At 54.3% G+C, this 20,884-nt stretch carries 21 protein-coding genes; 7 read left to right on the forward strand and 14 right to left on the reverse strand.

Translation table 11 applies throughout. The features are described from left to right. Positions 1–9: 9 nt before the first annotated feature. The 7 genes from AC3EMD_RS27020 to fdhD all read right to left on the reverse strand — a co-directional run bounded on the left by AC3EMD_RS27020 (position 10) and on the right by fdhD (position 5,404). Positions 10–279: a hypothetical protein gene (locus AC3EMD_RS27020; RefSeq protein ID WP_002882858.1), complete on the reverse strand. Its 270-nt coding sequence runs from the start codon at positions 277–279 to the stop codon at positions 10–12. A gap of 58 nt (positions 280–337) precedes the next feature. Continuing rightward, positions 338–1,180 (reverse strand): class II fructose-bisphosphate aldolase, encoded by an 843-nt coding sequence (locus tag AC3EMD_RS27025; protein ID WP_302073864.1) that lies wholly within the window; start codon positions 1,178–1,180, stop codon positions 338–340. Continuing rightward, the gene (locus AC3EMD_RS27030; RefSeq protein WP_049156676.1) at positions 1,167–2,534 is read right to left on the reverse strand and encodes a PTS sugar transporter subunit IIC; all 1,368 of its coding nucleotides are present in this window, start codon (positions 2,532–2,534) and stop codon (positions 1,167–1,169) included. The genes AC3EMD_RS27025 and AC3EMD_RS27030 overlap by 14 nt, the downstream gene beginning before the upstream one ends. Then, complete coding sequence (locus tag AC3EMD_RS27035; protein WP_004151864.1) at positions 2,527–2,841, reverse strand: PTS sugar transporter subunit IIB; 315 nt, start codon at positions 2,839–2,841, stop codon at positions 2,527–2,529. The genes AC3EMD_RS27030 and AC3EMD_RS27035 overlap by 8 nt, the downstream gene beginning before the upstream one ends. Positions 2,842–2,852: 11 nt before the next feature. Next, positions 2,853–3,833: a 6-phosphofructokinase gene (locus AC3EMD_RS27040; protein ID WP_032731538.1), complete on the reverse strand. Its 981-nt coding sequence runs from the start codon at positions 3,831–3,833 to the stop codon at positions 2,853–2,855. A 393-nt stretch (positions 3,834–4,226) separates the two neighbouring features. Further along, positions 4,227–4,439, reverse strand: coding sequence for a YdgH/BhsA/McbA-like domain containing protein (locus AC3EMD_RS27045; protein WP_004127125.1), 213 nt, complete (start codon positions 4,437–4,439; stop codon positions 4,227–4,229). A 128-nt stretch (positions 4,440–4,567) separates the two neighbouring features. Continuing rightward, the gene (fdhD, locus tag AC3EMD_RS27050; RefSeq protein ID WP_012969233.1) at positions 4,568–5,404 is read right to left on the reverse strand and encodes a formate dehydrogenase accessory sulfurtransferase FdhD; all 837 of its coding nucleotides are present in this window, start codon (positions 5,402–5,404) and stop codon (positions 4,568–4,570) included. A 156-nt stretch (positions 5,405–5,560) separates the two neighbouring features. Between fdhD and fdnG the strand changes: the two genes are divergently transcribed. Genes fdnG through fdhE form a run of 4 tightly spaced genes read left to right on the forward strand, consistent with a single transcriptional unit; the run spans position 5,561 to position 11,084 of the window. Then, positions 5,561–8,611 carry a formate dehydrogenase-N subunit alpha gene (gene fdnG, locus AC3EMD_RS27055; protein WP_302073865.1) on the forward strand — a complete coding sequence of 1,017 codons (3,051 nt, stop codon included), beginning with the start codon at positions 5,561–5,563 and terminating at the stop codon, positions 8,609–8,611. Between the two features lie 12 nt (positions 8,612–8,623). Then, complete coding sequence (gene fdxH, locus AC3EMD_RS27060; RefSeq protein ID WP_002882822.1) at positions 8,624–9,526, forward strand: formate dehydrogenase subunit beta; 903 nt, start codon at positions 8,624–8,626, stop codon at positions 9,524–9,526. Continuing rightward, positions 9,523–10,158, forward strand: coding sequence for a formate dehydrogenase cytochrome b556 subunit (gene fdoI / locus AC3EMD_RS27065; RefSeq protein WP_008807902.1), 636 nt, complete (start codon positions 9,523–9,525; stop codon positions 10,156–10,158). The genes fdxH and fdoI overlap by 4 nt, the downstream gene beginning before the upstream one ends. Beyond that, the gene (fdhE, locus tag AC3EMD_RS27070; protein WP_004150358.1) at positions 10,155–11,084 is read left to right on the forward strand and encodes a formate dehydrogenase accessory protein FdhE; all 930 of its coding nucleotides are present in this window, start codon (positions 10,155–10,157) and stop codon (positions 11,082–11,084) included. Before fdoI ends, fdhE begins: the two co-directional genes overlap by 4 nt. A 173-nt stretch (positions 11,085–11,257) precedes the next feature. Here fdhE and AC3EMD_RS27075 read toward each other — a convergent pair whose 3' ends face one another. Next, on the reverse strand, positions 11,258–11,641 hold the full coding sequence (locus tag AC3EMD_RS27075) for a type II toxin-antitoxin system VapC family toxin (RefSeq protein WP_008807903.1): 384 nt from the start codon (positions 11,639–11,641) through the stop codon (positions 11,258–11,260). Further along, a complete protein-coding gene (locus AC3EMD_RS27080) occupies positions 11,641–11,883 on the reverse strand; it encodes a ribbon-helix-helix domain-containing protein (protein WP_004150355.1) in 243 nt (80 codons plus the stop codon). Before AC3EMD_RS27080 ends, AC3EMD_RS27075 begins: the two co-directional genes overlap by 1 nt. Positions 11,884–12,087: 204 nt before the next feature. Here AC3EMD_RS27080 and AC3EMD_RS27085 point away from each other — a divergent pair, with 204 nt between their 5' ends. Then, entirely contained in the window at positions 12,088–13,005 is a 918-nt protein-coding gene (locus tag AC3EMD_RS27085; RefSeq protein ID WP_302073866.1) for an alpha/beta hydrolase, read from the forward strand. 14 nt (positions 13,006–13,019) lie between these two features. On the opposite strand, the gene fabY is transcribed toward AC3EMD_RS27085, so the two are convergent. The 5 genes from fabY to typA form a co-directional block, all read right to left on the reverse strand. Further along, positions 13,020–13,961: a fatty acid biosynthesis protein FabY gene (fabY, locus tag AC3EMD_RS27090; protein WP_012543287.1), complete on the reverse strand. Its 942-nt coding sequence runs from the start codon at positions 13,959–13,961 to the stop codon at positions 13,020–13,022. Positions 13,962–14,005: 44 nt separating this feature from the next. Continuing rightward, entirely contained in the window at positions 14,006–14,443 is a 438-nt protein-coding gene (dtd, locus tag AC3EMD_RS27095) for a D-aminoacyl-tRNA deacylase (protein WP_008807906.1), read from the reverse strand. Beyond that, positions 14,440–15,300, reverse strand: a complete 861-nt coding sequence (locus tag AC3EMD_RS27100; RefSeq protein WP_008807907.1) for a virulence factor BrkB family protein — start codon at positions 15,298–15,300, stop codon at positions 14,440–14,442. The genes dtd and AC3EMD_RS27100 overlap by 4 nt, the downstream gene beginning before the upstream one ends. Continuing rightward, positions 15,294–15,893 (reverse strand): glucose-1-phosphatase, encoded by a 600-nt coding sequence (yihX, locus tag AC3EMD_RS27105; RefSeq protein ID WP_008807908.1) that lies wholly within the window; start codon positions 15,891–15,893, stop codon positions 15,294–15,296. Before yihX ends, AC3EMD_RS27100 begins: the two co-directional genes overlap by 7 nt. A gap of 134 nt (positions 15,894–16,027) precedes the next feature. Beyond that, positions 16,028–17,851, reverse strand: coding sequence for a ribosome-dependent GTPase TypA (gene typA, locus AC3EMD_RS27110; protein ID WP_008807909.1), 1,824 nt, complete (start codon positions 17,849–17,851; stop codon positions 16,028–16,030). Positions 17,852–18,229: 378 nt separating this feature from the next. On the opposite strand from typA, the gene glnA reads away from it, so the two are divergent. Continuing rightward, the gene (glnA, locus tag AC3EMD_RS27115) at positions 18,230–19,639 is read left to right on the forward strand and encodes a glutamate--ammonia ligase (protein ID WP_004203622.1); all 1,410 of its coding nucleotides are present in this window, start codon (positions 18,230–18,232) and stop codon (positions 19,637–19,639) included. Between the two features lie 188 nt (positions 19,640–19,827). After that, positions 19,828–20,877, forward strand: a complete 1,050-nt coding sequence (gene glnL / locus AC3EMD_RS27120; protein ID WP_008807910.1) for a nitrogen regulation protein NR(II) — start codon at positions 19,828–19,830, stop codon at positions 20,875–20,877. The last annotated feature ends 7 nt before the right edge of the window (positions 20,878–20,884 follow it).

Below are 20,884 nucleotides of genomic sequence, written 5' to 3' on the forward strand. Positions count from 1 at the left end.
TCTCTGTTCCTAGATATTGCGACGAATAATATTGCGTAAATTATCAATCTGCAGAAACAGCGCATCGATATCCTGCCGGTGGCTCTTACTCTTGGCATATACCGATAATGCCCGGTTGTAAGTCAACATCAATGTTTTTTGCACGTCGCTATTATCGGGCTGGCGCTGTAATTCGCCTTCCAGTCTGGCGATCTCTTCCGCCAGCTGACGGGACTGTTGATCATAATCCTGCAGCGGGTTTTGCTCTTTTTTCCACAGCGTTTTCAATGATTCAAACATAGCAAGCTCCCTCCCTGGCGGAAGACAGGGCAACAAAAGATATGTGTCGGTAAAAACGCTATTTAAATAGCGCCATTTTTTCCATTAATACGGCAGTCACTGCCTGGTTGGCGGGAATTAAAAATTTCCGTACGCTGTCATTTACTTTTCCTTTCTCGAACGTTGATTTACAGCGGTCGACCCACTGCACGTTCATTTCCGTTCCGACGTTCACTTTATTAATCCCTTCAGTGACGGCCAGCCGCATATCGTCGTCACTAACGCCTGTGCCGCCATGCAGCACCAGCGGCACGCCAGTCGCTTCGCTTATCGCCTTCAGCCGCGCATGCTGTATCTGCGCTTTACCGGTGTACAGGCCATGCACAGTGCCCACCGAGACGGCCAGCATATCGACCTGCGTCTCCTCCACAAAACGTTTCGCGTCGTCGACGGTAGTAAAACAGATATCTTCGGCAGCCACCGCTTTTCCATCCTCTGACCCGCCGATCGCCCCCAGCTCACCTTCTACCGTAATATTCCGCGGCCGGGCCATTTCCACCACAATCCGCGTGTTACCGATATTTTCCTCGAGGCTTAAGTGAGACCCGTCGTACATCACCGAAGAAAAGCCCGCATTCATTGCCGTCTCGATGGCTTTAATATCGGAGCAGTGATCGAGGTGCAGGCAGGTCGGGATATTTTCACTGTCTGCTAATGAACGCACGACATCGACCAGTAACCGATACCCCAGATACTCTGCGGTACCGGTTGATATTTGGATCATTAATGGGCTGTGGCTGTTTTGCGCGGCTTTGAAAAAAGCCGGTAACATCTCAATACAGTGCAAGTTAAACGAGCCAATCGCTTTAAAATTTCTTTCCTGAGCGATGTTTAAAATCTCATTAAAATTATACAGACTCATGAACATTTTCCCCTTTCGGCTTAGCGGATTTACCGTTTACAAACCATGCCAGTGCGGCGACAAACACAATAAACAAGGCGACAAAGAGCCAGTTATTCTGGAAGGCGTGGCCTAATACCAGACCGGAGCTGATGACGTCAGAATCGCTGAAGGTGACGCCCGTAAAGCCGTAGCTCTCCAGCATGGGCACCAGAATAGCCGGCAGAAAAGTGATAAACAGACCGTGGATAACCCCGCCGATCATCGCCCCGCGACGTCCGCCCAGCGCATTACCAAATACCCCTGCCGTACCGCCGGCGAAAAAGTTGGTTAACAGCCCGGGGAGGATCATCGCCAGACCGAACATCGGGAAAACCAGCATGCCGATAATCGAGCCGACAGTCGTCGCCAGAAATCCGACAATCACCGCATTTGGCGCATAGGGAAACAGCACCGGGCAATCGAGAGCAGGCTTTGCATCCGGGACAATACGCATCGCGATACCGCGAAAAGCCGGCACCAGCTCATTGAGTAATAAACGCACACCGCTATAGAGGACAAAGACCCCGGCGACAAACTGAATGGACTGCATGAAGGCATACATCAGGTAATTAATGCCGCCGGAGAATTGCGCGATGTACTGCGGCCCCGCCGCAATAGCCGGGATGAGATACATCGGCACCATCACCACCGCCATGGCCAGATAGGTATCCTGCAGAAACTTAAAGTTATCAGGCAGTTCGAGATCTTCCGTGGAGCGAGAGCCTTTTCCGACAACTTTAGCGACCGCAGCCTGCACCAGATAGCCGATGGTACAGAAGTGCCCCAGGGCCACATCGTCAGACCCGGTAATGCGCCTGACCACCGGCTGCGCCAGGGCCGGCATTAAGACCGCCATCACACCGCCGAAGATACCCCCGGTTAAAATCAGCGGTACGCCAGTGAGCCCGGACTTATAGCCAATCACAGCCCCAATTGTCGCCATCCACAGTAGCGCCTGGCCGGTCAGGAAAATATATTTCAGCGGCGTCAGACGGGCGATAATAATATTGACGGCAAAGATCACCAGCAGCGTCAGCGCCACTTCCGAACCTAATTCCCGATTCGCTAACCCGGCGATGGCGGCCACATCGGTAATGTAGCCTTTCATGCCAAACCCCTGGGTGAAGATATCATTCAGGAAGGTCAGGGTGGCGACAATGATGTTTATCCCGGCCATCATAATTAAGAAACCGAGCAGCGTTTTAAATGTCCCTTCCGCGGTTTTGCCTGGCGATTTCTTTTGCAGGATCAGGCCAAGCATGGCAATAAAAGCAATAAGGATGGATGCCTGGCCGAGTAAATCCTTAACGATAAACACAACGAAGCTATTCATAATCAGCCACCTTCAGATGACGTTCTTTTAAGAATGCGACGATCTTGGTTTCAATCTCCTCTTTATCAGTAAGTTTATTCAATACCACGACACGTTTAATTTCTTCTTCACTGGCATCGGCGGTTAAGATGTCGGCAAAGGTTTTTTGCGTCAGAATCATATCCGATTTAAAGGCCCCAGCTTCGGAAACGGTGGTGTGTTCAATATGAGCGGGAATTTCCAGCTTCTTTAAAACTGCCTTCGCCGTCATTTCAATGGCAAAGCTTGAACCGAGGCCGCAGCCACATACGCATAAAATTTTCAGCATGGAGGGTCTCCTCAAATAATATTGAGTTGCTTGGCAAGTTTATAATGATGTCCTTCAGTATCGACCAGACGTTTTTTCATACTGACTAAATCAATCGGAATAGGTTTGTTACTGGAATTAATTATTATGGCTTTATTTTTCATACCTGACTGAATACAGCGAACCACTTCACTGGCCATAATGGTACCCTGATAAATCTCTTCACAGGTTGGATCACCGCTGCGTAAACCATAGCCGACGATCGTTTTACGGATACGGACACCTATTTGTGGTTCCAGCTGTTTAATCATGGTATCAATCGCCCCCTGAAAGCCGGGAGAGTACTCTTTGGTATAGCCTTCTGAGCAGAGGATCACGACGCTATTTTGCGTGCTCAGCTTACGGGTAATCCGTTCCGCAAGCATGGTCAGCGGCATCTGTGCCTCCGGGATCAGGGCAATATCAGCATTACATTTAATGGCGGACTGTAACGTTAGTTCTCCACAATAGCCTCCTAATATCTCAACCATAAAAACCCGACCCGGCAGCGCTCTTCCGGTATTTCTTAAACGGGAGACTTCTTTAATAATTTGCTCACAGGCCGTGGAAAAACCAATCGTATAATCACTGCCATACACATCATTATCGATAGTCATCCCAACACCAAAGCAATTAATCTCAAATTCACTAAGGGTATTCAGAAACTGCAGGCTGCCATCCCCCCCGGCCATAATGAGCACATCAATACGCAGAGATTTAAGTTTTTTAGCAATGCTTTCATATTCACTGCGCTGCAGTTTGCGACTGGTTCGCCCCGAGGTAATGATCGGCACCGCGGTAATGGAGAAATCAACCAGATCGCGCCACGCCATATCCTGATGACTTTTCTCCAGTAGCCCTGGAATACCGCCATTAAACAGCGTGATATCGGCATTAGCCTGCCTGGCTATCTGGAATATAAAATTATTCATTCCCGAAACATCCCCGCCGCTAATAACGATGCCAATTTTCATGACGCTTCCTCGCTCATTTGCCTGACAACATTTTTCCCTGAGTACAAGCCTTCTATTTGCAATAAAGATCACATAATGCGTATTAAATTACGTCAGTGAATGGTTGACAGTAGCAGTGACATGCTTATTTCTGTGATAAACATCTCATTTAAAGAGGGTGATCGCCATCGCTTTCTGTTTTTAATATCTTTATATTTCATAGCGTTAAAATATCGAGATATTCAGGCGTGCAGACCTTTCCTTTGCCGTTAATATGGGGATTTAAGAAAAGAGCGGAAACGTGATTACTGCCACATTTTTTCGTAGCAGAGGGGAATATCGGGTAATTTCGCCGATGCGGGAAGCGAAACAAAAAAAGCGCCCTAAGGCGCTCTTTCGACAGTAACTTTATGCTTATTTGTTCAGTTCCGCAGTCATATGCACGCGGTTGCCGGTAAAGGCTTCGGTAATTTTGTAAGACGAAGCGCCAGCAGCCTGCGCCTGAGCAGCGATTTTCGCTTCCGCACCATCCATCGTGGCAGCGGTTGCAGTCACGGTTTCAGCAGCGAATGAACCAAAAGAAGCGGCCAGTGCGATTACTGCGACAAAAGTTTTGATGCTTTTCATGATATAAACCCTTTCATTTAGTTGTTTAGATAAGGCGCCGTGCCTTGATGTGTTAAATAGTAGCCCGCACATCGCTAAACAAAAAGCGGAAGGATTTGCTGTCATTGTTCAAATTTATTGATCGATATTTAACCCGCAATTAAACGCTGCGGATGGGTGTAAACTGTCGCCCTGCCCGGCTTGCAAAAGCCCACCAGCGTCAGATTGCAGCGCTCGGCCACTTCCACCGCTAAGGTGGTGGCCGCCGAGACCGCGAACAGGATCTCGACGCCGCACATCGCGGCCTTCTGCACCATTTCATAGCTGGCGCGGCTGGAGACCAGCGCGGCGCCATGCTGCCAGTCCTCGCCAATTTCCGCGCGCTGGCCCAGCAGTTTATCCAGGGCGACATGCCGGCCAACGTCTTCAAAACCGCCCGCCAGCTCGCCAGTCGTCCTGACCCAGGCAGCCGCATGGGTACAGCCGGTGAGCCGGCCGACCGGTTGAAAGTCGTTAAGATGCGCCAGGGCGTGGTCGAGGTTGGCTAGATCGAACGTCTGAGTGAACGGTAGCGGCTGAACTGGCTTACCAATATCATTGAGCTGCTCGACGCCGCATACCCCGCAGCCGGTGCGCCCGGCCAGCGCGCGACGCCGGGCTTTGAGCCCCATAAAACGTCGGCTGGAGAGCTCAATCTGTACCTCAAGGCCATTGCACACCGACACCACGTCCATGCCGAAAATCTCCCGCCGATGCTCGATAATCCCTTCGGATAAGGAAAAGCCGACGGCGAATTGCTCCAGGTCTTTCGGCGTGGCCATCATCACCACATGGGAGATACCGTTGTAGACCAGAGCGACGGGAATTTCTTCGGCTAACTCGTCTGGCTGAGGGTGTTGCAGATCCTCGCGTTTCCAGAGGGAGACCTGGCGATATCCTGTGACATTCGTCACATTTTTGATTTGTTCGAGAGGCTTCTTGTTCACTTTGCTTTAACCGTATTGGAACAGGCATACACACAATGTGGTATTCTGTTTTTATCCCTTCAGGAATGAGGGAAATTAGCCCTAATTCTGAACCTTTGCGGCCTTCACCGCAAAGCAAATAACTACATGTGACAATGTCGAAACAAGGAGCGAACCATGCAGGTCAGCAGAAGGCAGTTCTTTAAGATCTGCGCTGGCGGTATGGCGGGAACCACGGCAGCAGCGCTGGGCTTTGTCCCGGCAACTGCGCTCGCGGAGACACGGCAGTACAAATTGCTGCGCACGCGCGAAACCCGTAACACCTGTACATACTGTTCTGTCGGCTGTGGGCTGTTGATGTATAGCCTCGGCGACGGCGCAAAAAACGCCAAAGCATCCATTTTCCATATCGAAGGCGATCCGGATCATCCGGTTAACCGTGGTGCGCTCTGCCCGAAAGGGGCCGGTCTGGTGGACTTTATCCATTCTGAAAGCCGCCTGAAATTCCCGGAATATCGCGCGCCAGGTTCCGATAAATGGCAGCAAATCAGCTGGGACGAAGCGTTTGATCGCATCGCCAAGCTGATGAAAGAGGACCGCGACGCCAACTTTATCGCGCAAAACGACGCCGGCACCACCGTCAACCGCTGGTTGACCACCGGGATGCTGTGCGCCTCCGCCTCCAGTAACGAAACCGGCTATTTAACGCAAAAATTCACCCGCGCCCTCGGGATGCTGGCGGTGGATAACCAGGCGCGTGTCTGACACGGACCAACGGTAGCAAGTCTTGCTCCAACATTTGGTCGCGGTGCGATGACCAACCACTGGGTGGATATTAAGAACGCCAACCTGATCGTGGTGATGGGCGGTAACGCCGCAGAAGCGCATCCGGTGGGGTTCCGCTGGGCGATGGAAGCCAAAATTCATAATGGCGCCAAGCTCATCGTTATCGATCCGCGCTTTACGCGTACGGCATCGGTGGCAGATTTCTATACCCCGATTCGTTCCGGTACCGACATTACCTTCCTGTCGGGCGTGATCCTGTACCTGCTGAATAACGAAAAATTCAACCGTGAATACACCGAAGCCTATACCAACGCCAGCCTGATCGTGCGTGAGGACTACAGCTTCGACGACGGGCTGTTCAGCGGCTATAACGCAGAAAAACGCCAGTACGACAAAACCAGCTGGAACTATGAGCTGGATGAGAACGGCTTCGCCAAACGCGATACCACGCTGCAACATCCGCGCTGCGTCTGGAACCTGCTGAAGCAGCACGTTTCTCGTTATACCCCGGATGTAGTCGAAAACATCTGTGGTACGCCGAAGACCGACTTCCTTAAAGTTTGCGAATACATTGCCGAAACCAGCGCGCCGGATAAGACCGCGTCGTTCCTGTATGCTCTCGGCTGGACCCAGCACTCCATCGGCGCGCAGAACATCCGCACCATGGCGATGATCCAGCTGCTGCTCGGCAACATGGGGATGGCCGGCGGCGGTGTCAACGCCCTGCGCGGTCACTCCAATATCCAGGGTCTGACCGACCTCGGCCTGCTCTCCACCAGCCTGCCGGGCTACATGTCGCTGCCGAATGAAAAACAGGCCGACCTGCAGACCTACCTGACGGCTAACACGCCGAAGCCGCTGCTGAAAGACCAGGTCAACTACTGGGGCAACTATCCGAAGTTCTTCGTCTCCATGATGAAAGCCTTCTTCGGCGACAAAGCTACGGCAGAAAACAGCTGGGGCTTTGACTGGCTGCCGAAGTGGGATAAGAGCTACGACGTTCTGCAGTATTTCGAGATGATGAATCAGGGCAAAGTGAATGGCTATATTTGCCAGGGCTTTAACCCGGTCGCCTCGTTCCCGAACAAAAACAAGGTGGTGGCTTCCCTGTCGAAGCTGAAATTCCTTGTGACCATCGACCCGCTCAATACCGAAACGTCCACCTTCTGGCAAAACCATGGTGAGTCGAACGATGTCGATCCGGCGAAAATCCAGACCGAAGTGTTCCGTCTGCCCTCCACCTGCTTCGCCGAAGAGAATGGGTCTATCGTCAACTCCGGCCGCTGGCTGCAGTGGCACTGGAAAGGCGCGGACGCCCCGGGGATCGCCGTCACCGATGGTGAAATTCTCGCCGGTATCTTCACTCGCCTGCGTAAGATGTATGCCGAAGAGGGTGGCCCGGCGCCGGAGCCGGTGCTCAACATGACGTGGAACTACTCCACGCCACACGAGCCGGCATCGGAAGAAGTGGCGATGGAAAGCAACGGTAAAGCGCTGGCGGATATCACCGACCCGGCAACCGGCGCGGTGATCGTCAAGAAAGGCCAACAGCTAAGCTCCTTTGCCCAGCTGCGAGATGATGGCACCACCTCCAGCGGCTGCTGGATCTTCGCCGGGAGCTGGACGCCGGAAGGTAACCAGATGGCGCGCCGCGATAACGCCGATCCGTCAGGCCTCGGCAACACGCTGGGTTGGGCCTGGGCCTGGCCGCTCAACCGCCGCATCCTGTATAACCGCGCCTCCGCGGACCCGCAGGGCAAACCGTGGGATCCTAAACGTCAGTTGCTGAAATGGGATGGCGCGAAATGGGGCGGCGTGGATATTCCGGACTACAGCGCCGCCGCGCCTGGCAGCGACGTCGGTCCGTTTATCATGCAGCCGGAAGGGATGGGCCGTCTGTTCGCTATCGATAAGATGGCGGAAGGACCGTTCCCGGAACACTACGAGCCGTTTGAAACGCCGCTGGGGACTAACCCGCTGCATCCGAACGTGGTCTCTAACCCGGCCGCTCGCGTCTTCAAAGGCGATCTCGAGCAGATGGGCAAAGCGGACAAATTCCCGTACGTCGGCACCACTTACCGCCTGACCGAACACTTCCACTACTGGACCAAGCACGCGTTGCTTAACGCCATCGCGCAGCCGGAGCAGTTTGTGGAGATCGGTGAAAAACTGGCGAATAAGCTCGGCATCGGCCACGGCGATACCGTGAAAGTTTCCTCTAACCGCGGCTATATCAAAGCCAAGGCAGTGGTGACCAAGCGTATTCGCACGCTGAAAGTTGACGGTAAGGATATCGATACCATCGGCATTCCTATTCACTGGGGCTATGAGGGCGTAGCGAAAAAAGGCTTTATTGCTAATACCCTGACGCCGTTCGTCGGTGATGCAAATACGCAGACACCGGAGTTCAAAGCTTTCCTCGTGAACGTGGAAAAGGTGTAACGGAGACGACTTATGGCTTATCAATCGCAAGATATTATTCGTCGTTCCGCGACTAACGGTTTCACCCCCGCGCCTCAGGCGCGGGACCACCAGCAGGAGGTGGCGAAGCTTATCGACGTCACCACCTGTATCGGCTGCAAAGCCTGTCAGGTGGCCTGCTCCGAATGGAACGATATTCGTGATGAAGTCGGTCACAACGTCGGGGTGTATGACAACCCGGCGGACCTGACCGCCAAGTCATGGACGGTCATGCGCTTCTCGGAAGTGGAACAAAACGACAAGCTGGAATGGCTCATTCGCAAGGATGGCTGCATGCATTGCGCGGACCCGGGCTGCCTGAAGGCCTGCCCGTCAGAAGGCGCGATCATTCAGTACGCCAACGGTATCGTCGACTTCCAGTCCGAGCAGTGTATCGGCTGCGGCTACTGTATCGCCGGCTGTCCGTTCGATGTACCGCGTCTGAACCCGGAAGACAACCGCGTCTACAAATGTACCCTGTGCGTAGACCGCGTGACCGTCGGCCAGGAGCCTGCCTGCGTGAAAACCTGTCCGACCGGTGCAATCCACTTTGGCTCCAAAGAGGATATGAAAACGCTGGCCGGTGAACGCGTGGCTGAGCTGAAAACCCGCGGTTATGACAATGCGGGCCTGTACGATCCGGCCGGCGTCGGCGGCACCCACGTCATGTACGTGCTGCACCATGCCGACAAGCCGAATCTGTACCATGGCCTGCCGGAAAACCCGGAGATCAGCCAGACCGTGAAGTTCTGGAAAGGCATCTGGAAACCGCTGGCGGCCGTCGGCTTCGCCGCGACCTTCGCAGCCAGTATCTTCCACTACGTCGGCGTCGGTCCGAACCGCGCGGAAGAGGAAGAGGACAACCTGCATGAAGAGAAAGACGAGGTGCGCAAATGAAAAGACGTGACACCATCGTGCGCTACACGGCGCCGGAACGCATCAACCACTGGGTCACCGCCTTCTGCTTCGTCCTGGCGGCAGTGAGCGGGTTAGGCTTTTTCTTCCCGTCCTTTAACTGGCTGATGCATATTCTCGGTACGCCGCAGCTGGCGCGTATTCTCCACCCGTTCGTCGGGGTGGTAATGTTCGCGTCGTTTATCATCATGTTTTTCCGTTACTGGCACCACAACCTAATCAATCGGGATGATATCTTTTGGGCGAAGAATATTCGTAAGATCGTCGTCAACGAGGAGGTGGGCGATACCGGGCGCTATAACTTCGGCCAGAAATGCGTGTTCTGGGCGGCGATTATTTTGCTGGTACTGCTGCTGGTGAGCGGTGTGATCATCTGGCGTCCGTATTTTGCGCCGGCTTTCTCAATCCCGGTGATCCGATTTGCGCTGATGCTGCATTCATTTGCCGCAGTGGCGTTAATTGTGGTTATCATGGTGCATATCTACGCCGCCCTCTGGGTGAAAGGCACCATTACCGCGATGGTGGAAGGCTGGGTTACCAAAACGTGGGCGAAGAAACATCACCCGCGCTGGTACCGAGAGGTCCGCCAGAAACAGGAAAAGTCATCTGAATGAGTATTCGCATAATCCCGCAAGACGAGCTGGGTTCGAGCGAGAAACGCACGGCGGAAGCAATTCCGCCGTTACTGTTCCCCAGGCTGAAAAATCTGTACAACCGCCGCGCTGAACGCCTGCGTGAGCTGGCCGCCAACAACCCGCTGGGCGATTACCTGCGCTTTGCCGCGCTGATCGCCCATGCCCAGGAAGTGGTGCTGTACGACCATCCGCTGCAGATGGATCTGACGGCTCGCATTAAAGCGGCCAGCGAACAGGGTAAACCGCCGCTGGATATCCACGTTCTGCCGCGCGACAAGCACTGGCACAAGCTGTTGCACTCGCTGATTGCCGAGCTGAAGCCGGAAATGAGCGGCCCGGCGCTGGCGGTCATTGAGAATCTGGAAAAAGCCTCTGAGCAGGAGCTGGAGCAGATGGCCAGCGCGCTGTTTGTTTCCGACTTCGCCTCCGTCAGCAGTGATAAAGCGCCGTTCATCTGGGCCGCGCTGTCGCTCTACTGGGCGCAGATGGCCAGCCTGATCCCGGGGAAAGCGCGCGCCGAATACGGCGAACAGCGTCAGTTCTGCCCGGTATGCGGCTCAATGCCGGTCTCCAGCATCGTGCAGATCGGCACCACTCAGGGGCTGCGCTATCTGCACTGCAACCTGTGCGAAACCGAGTGGCACGTGGTGCGCGTCAAGTGCAGCAACTGTGAACAGAGCCGCGACCTGCACTACTGGTCGCTGGACAACGAGCAGGCAGCGGTGAAAGCCGAAAGCTGTGGCGACTGCGGAACCTACCTGAAGATTATGTATCAGGAGAAGGATCCGAAAGTCGAAGCCGTCGCCGACGATTTGGCGTCCCTGGTGCTCGACGCCCGTATGGAACAGGAAGGCTTCGCCAGGAGCTCAATTAACCCGTTCATGTTCCCCGGCGAAGGGGAGTAAGTTCTGCGGTGTGATTTCGGGCGGCTCTTGCCGCCCGCTTTCCTTCTTGCGACACGAGCGTAGTCAGGAATGACTCACCCGCGTCACTGACTGTCATCAGAGGCCAGCCTTTGGCTGGACACACTCGTTTCAGACGAGTTTGTCGCTCCCTTGTCGTCCTCCTGCTACTCGAATTATTCAGGGTGTAGTTCGTACGGCGTGACTACGCCAGGAATACCGGCAAAATCCTTCGTATTCCGCGTAATCAGTTCCAGACGATGGAGTTGCGCCGTCGCCAGAATGATGGCATCCGGCAGCTTAAGCTTATACTCCTGCCGCAGCGCAACGCTTCGCTCTGCAATATCCTGTGAGATGTTAATGATATTAAAGGTGCTTAGCGCCATTCGCGTACGCTGCTCCTGGTGGTATTTTTTAGCGCCAACCATCACCTCCATCCAGGTAATCAGACTGATCGCATTCTGCGGTGGCCAGGCCTCCAGCGCCTGTTTGGCTTCGCGACGCCCGCTAAATAAATCAATAAGAATATTGGTATCAAAAAGCGCAGATCCGGAGGTCATTACCACTCCTTGCGTAGCTGACGTTGATATTCCATGCCGTCTTCTTCGCAGTCTTGCCACAGACCCAGCGCACTGGAGATGGTATCTTTAGCTCGATCTTGTTTCTCCAGATATTGTTCAACCGCTTCACGTAACAGTTCCGCTCGCGGAATGTTACGCTGCACTTTGAGGTCATCGAGACGTTGAATGACATCGTCTGATAAATCGAGAAGAATTCTGCCCATATCCCTTTCAGCCATCATGCTCATATATACCTCAAGTATATCACCAGTGATGAAGTTATGAGCAATCTACAGCTTTTGAAATCGGAAACAAAAAGGATTTTGCCAGGTAAACGCTTTTTTGCGAGCCGCTTTCCATAATGCACAGGCGACCTCAACAGGCCTGTATTTTCGCCATAATCCAGGCTATAACACTGGATATTAAAACAGTACAAGGAACTTCATATGGCGCTGGAGAAAGGGATTGCTTCGCTGGTTGAGGCATTTATTGCGGCAGGTCGTCCGTCATCGCGCGATCAACATATTGATGATCGGAGGGCCGGCTATATCGCCAGTACAGTACTCGCCGGGGAGACGGAAACGCGAGTGCGGGTGGAGGATATCACCCTGGAGGGTATGCACTTCCGCGTCGTTTCACCGCCCACTGCCGACGGCCTGCTACCCACGCTTATCTACTACCACGGCGGCTGTTTTGTCAGCGGCGGCTTTACCACCCACGATAACCAACTCCGTCAGTTAACCATGTACAGCGGTTGCCGGGTGATCGCTGTACAGTACCGCCTGGCGCCGGAGCATACCTTTCCGGCGGCGCACGATGATGCAGAACGAGGTGCTACGATTATTCACCAGCACGCAAAGCAGCTTGGCGTTGATGCCTCGCGTATCACGCTGGCCGGCGACAGCGCCGGCGGGCACCTCGCCCTGGTCACGGCTCTGCGCCTGAAAGCGAAAGCGGCGTGGCATCCTGCACAACTGATTCTGATTTATCCGATGCTTGACCCCACCGCCAGCATGGCGAGCTACCTCAGCAATGGCGATGACTATGTGATTACCCGGGACACGCTACTGAGCGGCTACGAAATATACCTCGCCTCGACGCCGGCAAACCATCCGGATGCCTGTCTGCTCTGGCGCGAAGATTTTCACGGGCTGCCACCGGTGCATATTCTGACGGCGGAGTTCGATCCTTTACGCGATGAGGGTGAAGTGCTGTACCGAAGACTGACAGAGCAAGGGGTGGAGAGTTCCTGTCAGCGTTATCTGGGGGTGATCCACGGCTTCTTTCAGCTGGGAGGCGTCAGCCACGCCGCGCGTGATGCTATTCGGGATATCGCCTGGCGTGTGGCATCGCCAGGACGATAACGGCCAGAGGGCGCTTACTCTTCCTCGTTGCCGCCCTCTTCGTACGAACCAAAAGGCTTCGCCGGCAGCACGATGTAGATCCCCTCGAAAACCGCACCCTGTTTATCATCGCCAAAAAGCTCCACCTGCATTTGCACGCGGGCTTTACGCCCACGCGCCAGGCGGTCGAGGTCGCCGCTCAGCGATCCCAGGTCGGCGATGGCGCTGGGGCGGCCGCTAATGGGCTGACTGTAACGAATATGCGCATCCGCCAGAATGATGGTGCCCCCCAGATGCCGCTCGCGCAGCATCAGCCAGATAAGTCCCCATCCGGTCAGAGTCGCTAACGAAAACAGGCTACCGGCAAACAGCGTATGGTGCGGATTCTGGTTCCCCGCTTCCGGCATGGTGGTTATAAATTTCTGCCCGGTGTACTGCTGAATGCGTACGCCCATTTTTTCACTCAGCGGGATATGCTGATACCACGCCTGCTGGAGCTGCGCGCACCAGTCGCCACGGTGCAAAATATCGTCCAGCGACGCGATCGGTTTGATCATCAGAAAATGACGGATCGGCGTGGTGGTCGGGGTAGTGATCTCCCCCTGATTGACAAAGCCAAGCTTGGCGAAAAACTCCACCGCATCTTCGCGAGCGCTACAGGTGACCCGCTTCACCCCTTCCTGACGCGCTACCGACTCCAGGGTCATCGCCATCAGCGTCCCCAGCCCTTTATCCTGCACGGAGGGATGAACGGCCATAAAGCGAATGGAGGCTTCATTTTCCGCATTGATATACAGTCGGCCGACGGCAACCAGATTGCCCTCTTCATCCACGACCATCTGATGATGCGCCATCGCATCCCAGGCGTCGCGTTCCGATCCTTTTGGCTGATGCAGCGGCTTACGCAGCATCTCCCAGCGGAACTGGTAGTAGCTCTCTAACTCTTCTGCTGTTTGCGGTACACGAAGGTGATACATAGTCGTACTCTCTTTTGTTACCCGCAGCCTGCCCGGAAGCTGGGTCATACCTGCAACCAAAAGGTCACGGGACCATCATTGACCAAAGAAACCTGCATATCCGCAGCGAATCTTCCGGTCTGGGTGTTCATTTCCTGCTGGCGACAGCGGGCGACGAAATACTCATACAGCGCCTCGGCGCGGTCAGGGGCAGCGCCTTTCGAGAAACTCGGTCGCATCCCCCGCTCGGTATCCGCCGCCAGCGTAAATTGCGAAACCACCAGCACGCTGCCGCCCGCCTGCTGGACATTCAGGTTCATTTTCCCGTCCGCATCGCTGAAGATGCGGTAGCCCAGCACCCGTTCACAAAGGCGATTCGCCTTTTGTTCATCATCGTCTTTCTCGACGCCCAGCAGCACCAGAAGCCCCGGACCAATTTCGCCCGTCACTTCATCCTCCACGGTAACGCTTGCACGGGATACGCGTTGAATTAATGCAATCATGGTTGTTCTGTTTCTTCTGTTTTAAGTTTGCGGTATTCACCGAGAGTGACAGTAATTTCAGCGCCAAGCAAGACGATACACCAGGTCCAGTACACCCAGACGAACAAAATCGGCACCACCGAAATCACGCCATAAATTAACTGATAGGACGGAAAGGTGGTGATATAGAGGGCAAACGCTTTTTTACCTGCCTCGAACAGCAGCGCCGCCACCAGCGCCCCGATCACTGCATCGCGGTTACGCACCTGGGTGGTCGGTACAATACTGTAGAGCAGCCAGAATGCCGCCCATGAAAGGATCAGCGGGAAGAGGCGGAGTAGATTATCAATCACGCCGTCCAGATCGCTCGCCCAGCGCAGCGACAGCAGATACGAACTGATCGCCAGGCTGGCGCCTGCCAGCAACGGGCCAAGAGTCAGGATCATCCAGTAAACGGCAAAGGAGTAAACTTTGGGACGGCTGCGCGTGCTGCGCCAGATGGTGTTTAGCGCGCTGTCGATCGAGTACATCAGCAGCAGCGAGGTGACGATCAGGCCAAACGCGCCTACGGCGGTCATACGGCTGGAGTTAGCCACGAACTGTTCGATATACCCCTGAATCACATCCCCGGTCGCCGGAATAAAATTGGCGAAGATAAAATGGCGAATCTGCACGCTGACTTCGGAAAACATGGGAAAGGCCGCAAACAGCGCGAACACGACGGCTATCAGCGGCACCAGGGAAAGTAATGACACATAGGCGAGGTTCCCCGCCAGGGTCGTCATATGGTCTTCATCAATGCGCCGCCACAGCAGCTTAAGCCACGCCAGCAGCGGCCGGGTATGGTGGTGTAATTTTTGCTGAACGGTTTTTAGCATAACTGATTCGCGAAATAGTCAGGGATGGTCTTCTTCCCGGTCACCAGAATACTGGTGATCCCTAACCGGTTGGCCCCTGCTATATTATCGACGTTATCATCAAAAAAGACCGTATCTGCGGCGGAAAATCCCTCTTCTTCCAGTACTCGCAGATAAATTTCCGCTTCAGGCTTACGCAATCCCATCTCCTGTGACAGATAAATGCGATCGGCGGCAGCGCGCACTTCCGGGTATTCATCGGGCCAGAATGTGGTGTGAAGACGATTGGTATTGGAGAGCACCACCACCCGATGCCCCTGGGCACGAAGTTTATGCATGATGGTAATTACCTCCGGGCGCAGCGCGACAAATACCGCCTGCCAGCCGTGAGCAAACTGCTCATAGCTGAGGGACATATTCATTTCATGACACATGGCGGCGGCAAAGTCTTCATCGCTAATCTCGCCACGCTCATGCTGGTGGAAAGCCTCTCCCATGGTGAAATGCTGCTTCAGCGTCGCCAGCGGGATGCGGGTTAAATCACTCCAGGCTCCCAATACCCGGTTGAAGTCAATGTCGACAATCACATTACCTAAATCAAAGATATAGAGCATTTTTGTCTCCTTCCGCGCCGTGGAAAATTAACTTTAGCGGGAAAGGCAGGATTTGACTATTGGCGTATGATGCAGGAATGAAAAAAAGAAACCCCGCCGGAGAGGCGGGGTTTAGCGAACAACAAGAAGAAAAATTACTCTTCTTTTGCACCGCGCATTGCGCGTTTACGGTCGTTCTCAGTCAGGTGACGTTTACGGATACGGATAGACGTAGGGGTCACTTCTACCAGTTCGTCGTCATCGATGAACTCCAGAGCCTGCTCCAGGGTCATCTTAATCGGCGGAACCAGAACCGTTGCTTCGTCAGTACCGGACGCACGCATGTTGGTCAGTTTCTTACCGGTCAGGCAGTTTACCGTCAGGTCGTTAGAGCGACTGTGAATACCGATGATCTGGCCTTCGTAAACTTCAGCGCCGTGGCCGAGGAACAGCTTACCGCGATCCTGCAGACCGAACAGGGCGAACGCAACCGCTTTACCCTGACCGTTAGAGATCAGTACGCCGTTGTTACGCTGACCCACTTCGCCCGGACGAACGTCGTCGTAGTGGCTGAAGGTGGAGTACAGCAGACCGGTACCAGAAGTCATGGTCATGAACTCTGAACGGAAGCCGATCAGACCACGGCTTGGGATCACGTAGTCGAGACGTACGCGGCCTTTACCGTCTGGATTCATGTTTTTCAGGTCGCCTTTACGCTCGCCCAGCGCCTGCATGACAGAACCCTGGTGCTGCTCTTCGACGTCCAGCGTCACGTTTTCGAACGGCTCTTGTTTACGGCCATCGATTTCGCGGAAGATAACTTTCGGACGGGAAACCGCCATCTCGAAACCTTCACGGCGCATGTTTTCAATCAGAACGGACAGGTGCAGTTCACCACGGCCGGAAACGCGGAACGCATCAGCGTCTTCGGTTTCTTCAACGCGCAGCGCCACGTTGTGCACCAGCTCTTTGTTCAGACGGTCCAGGATCTGGCGAGAGGTAACGAACTTACCTTCTTTACCGCAGAACGGAGAGGTGTTGACGTTGAAGAACATGGTTACGGTCGGCTCATCAACGGACAGTGCCGGCAGCGCTTCGACATTCTGCGGATCGCAGATGGTGTCGGAGATGTTCAGCTCGCCCAGACCGGTGATCGCGATGATGTCGCCAGCTTCGGCTACGTCGCTCTCGATACGCTCCAGACCCAGGTGAGTCAGCACTTTACCGACTTTACCGTTACGGGTTTTGCCTTCGCTATCGATGATAGTGACCTGCTGGTTCGGCTTCACTTTACCGCGTTTGATGCGGCCGATACCGATGACGCCAACGTAGTTGTTGTAGTCCAGCTGAGAGATCTGCATCTGCAGCGGACCGTCAAGGTCAACGTCCGGCGCCGGCACGCGATCAACAATCGCCTGGTACAGCGGGGTCATGTCGTCAGCCATGTCTTCGTGGTCCAGACCCGCGATACCGTTCAGCGCGGACGCGTAAACGATCGGGAAGTCCAGCTGTTCGTCGGTCGCATCAAGGTTAACGAACAGGTCGAAGACCTGATCGACAACCCAGTCCGGACGGGCGCCCGGGCGGTCAACTTTGTTGATGACCACGATCGGCTTCAGGCCGTGGGCAAAAGCTTTTTTGGTCACGAAGCGCGTTTGCGGCATCGGGCCATCAAAGGCATCGACCACCAGCAGCACAGAGTCAACCATGGACATAACACGCTCAACCTCACCTCCGAAGTCGGCGTGCCCTGGGGTATCAACGATGTTGATACGGTAATCATTCCATTTGATTGCGGTGTTTTTCGCGAGGATGGTAATCCCACGCTCTTTCTCCAAATCGTTGGAGTCCATCACACGTTCTTGTGCTTCAGTACGTGCGTCGAACGTACCGGATTGCTGTAGCAGCTTGTCAACCAGGGTAGTTTTACCATGGTCAACGTGCGCGATGATGGCGATATTACGCAGATTTTCGATCACAACTTTGCCTCAGGCATTAGAAATAGCGCGTTATTGTACACGTATTAAGCGAAGGACTGAACAGGATCACAAACATCCTCCGCAAACAAGTATTGCAGAGTTTCTTTGTGACCGCTTTCACGGAGCGATAAAAGGGCACCGTAACAAAAATTGCACCAAAATGGTGCTCAATGTTCACACTGAGGCACTACTTTGGTGCATTATCTCCATCATGGTGCAGTCCTTTTGCACTATGGTGCGCATGATACAGCGTTTTATAGGGCATTTAAAAGTTGGCACAGATTTCGCTTTATATTTTTTAAGGCAACAACGCCACTTTTAAGCAGTATGAAGTTTTCGTTACCACGACGACAATGACCAATCCGGGAGAGTTTAAGTATGTCCGCTGAACACGTTTTGACGATGCTGAACGAGCACGAAGTGAAGTTTGTCGATCTGCGCTTCACCGATACCAAAGGTAAAGAACAGCACGTCACGATTCCGTCTCATCAGGTAAATGCCGAATTCTTCGAAGAAGGCAAAATGTTTGATGGCTCCTCGATCGGTGGCTGGAAAGGTATCAACGAATCTGACATGGTCCTGATGCCGGACGCTTCCACCGCGGTCATTGACCCGTTCTACGAAGAACCGACCCTGATCATCCGCTGCGATATCCTCGAGCCAGGCACCCTGCAGGGCTATGACCGTGACCCGCGCTCCATCGCGAAACGCGCTGAAGAGTACCTGCGCGCCACTGGCATCGCTGACACCGTCCTGTTCGGGCCAGAACCAGAATTCTTCCTGTTCGACGACATCCGTTTTGGCGCCTCTATCTCCGGCTCCCATGTCGCGATCGATGACATCGAAGGTGCGTGGAACTCCTCCACCAAATACGAAGGCGGTAACAAAGGTCACCGTCCGGGCGTGAAAGGGGGTTACTTCCCGGTTCCGCCAGTAGACTCTTCACAGGATATCCGCTCTACCATGTGTATGATCATGGAAGAGATGGGTCTGGTTGTTGAAGCTCATCACCACGAAGTGGCTACCGCAGGTCAGAACGAAGTGGCAACTCGCTTCAACACCATGACCAAAAAAGCGGACGAAATTCAGATTTACAAATACGTTGTTCACAACGTCGCTCACCGCTTCGGTAAAACCGCGACCTTTATGCCGAAACCAATGTTTGGCGATAACGGCTCCGGCATGCACTGCCATATGTCTCTGGCGAAAAACGGGACTAACCTGTTCTCCGGCGACAAATACGCAGGTCTGTCTGAGCAGGCGCTGTTCTACATCGGCGGCGTAATCAAACACGCTAAAGCTATCAACGCCCTGGCGAACCCGACCACCAACTCCTACAAGCGTCTGGTCCCGGGTTACGAAGCGCCGGTTATGCTGGCTTACTCTGCGCGTAACCGCTCTGCCTCCATCCGTATTCCGGTGGTGACCTCTCCGAAAGCGCGTCGTATCGAAGTGCGCTTCCCGGACCCGGCTGCCAACCCGTACCTGTGCTTTGCGGCGCTGCTGATGGCTGGCCTTGATGGTATCAAGAACAAAATCCATCCGGGCGAAGCAATGGACAAAAACCTGTATGACCTGCCGCCGGAAGAAGCGAAAGAGATCCCGCAGGTTGCAGGCTCTCTGGAAGAAGCCCTGCAGGCCCTGGATGCTGACCGCGAGTTCCTGACGGCTGGCGGCGTGTTCACCAATGACGCTATCGATGCTTACATCGCCCTGCGTCTGGAAGAGAACGACCGCGTACGCATGACTCCGCATCCGGTTGAGTTCGAACTGTACTACAGCGTCTAATTTTGCTGTAAATCCAGGGTATGTCGTGTTGTGGCGCGGGATGCCCGGGATATTTTGTTGCCGTGGAAACTTTCAGCCCATCTCAGGATGGGCTTTTTTCTCCACCAACACGCTGATCTCGCGAGCTTTTTACCGATAAAAAGCTATACTGCACTAAATTGGTGCACTCTTTTTCAGGAGACTGTCGAATGGCAACAGGCACACTGCCCGATGCTGGGCAGATCCTCAACTCTCTTATCAACAGTATCTTACTGGTCGATGATGACCTGGCGGTGCACTTTGCCAATCCTGCGGCGCAGCAGCTGCTGGCGCAAAGTTCACGCAAGCTGTTTGGCACCCCGTTACCTGAGCTGTTGAGCTATTTTTCATTGAATATCGGGCTGATGCAGGAGAGCCTGCAGGCGGGCCAGGGGTTTACCGATAACGAAGTGACGCTGGTTATTGATGGCCGCTCGCACATCCTGTCGCTGACCGCCCAGCGGCTGCCGGAAGGCTTTATTCTGCTGGAAATGGCGCCGATGGATAACCAGCGCCGCCTGAGCCAGGAGCAGCTGCAGCACGCGCAGCAGGTCGCCGCCCGCGATCTGGTCCGCGGCCTGGCACATGAGATAAAAAATCCGTTAGGCGGCCTGCGCGGCGCGGCACAGCTGCTCAGCAAAGCCCTGCCCGACCCGGCGCTAACGGAATATACCAAAGTGATCATCGAGCAGGCTGACCGGCTGAGAAATCTGGTCGATCGCCTGCTTGGGCCACAGCATCCGGGCATGCACGTTACTGAAAGTATCCATAAAGTCGCCGAGCGGGTAGTGAAACTGGTCTCCATGGAGTTACCGGACAACGTGAAGTTAATCCGTGATTACGACCCCAGCCTACCAGAGCTACCCCACGACCCGGATCAAATTGAACAGGTGTTGCTGAACATCGTCCGTAATGCGCTGCAGGCGCTGGGGCCGGAAGGGGGTGAAATTGTTCTCCGCACCCGCACCGCTTTCCAGCTGACGCTGCACGGGGTGCGTTATCGCCTCGCCGCACGTATTGACGTTGAAGATAATGGCCCGGGTATTCCGCCCCATCTCCAGGATACGCTGTTTTATCCGATGGTCAGCGGCCGCGAAGGCGGTACCGGCCTGGGCTTATCTATCGCCCGCAGCCTTATCGATCAGCACTCCGGCAAAATTGAATTCACCAGCTGGCCGGGTCATACCGAATTTTCGGTATACCTGCCTATTCGGAAGTAGAGGTGTT

The organism is Klebsiella sp. PK18 (assembly GCF_057784655.1).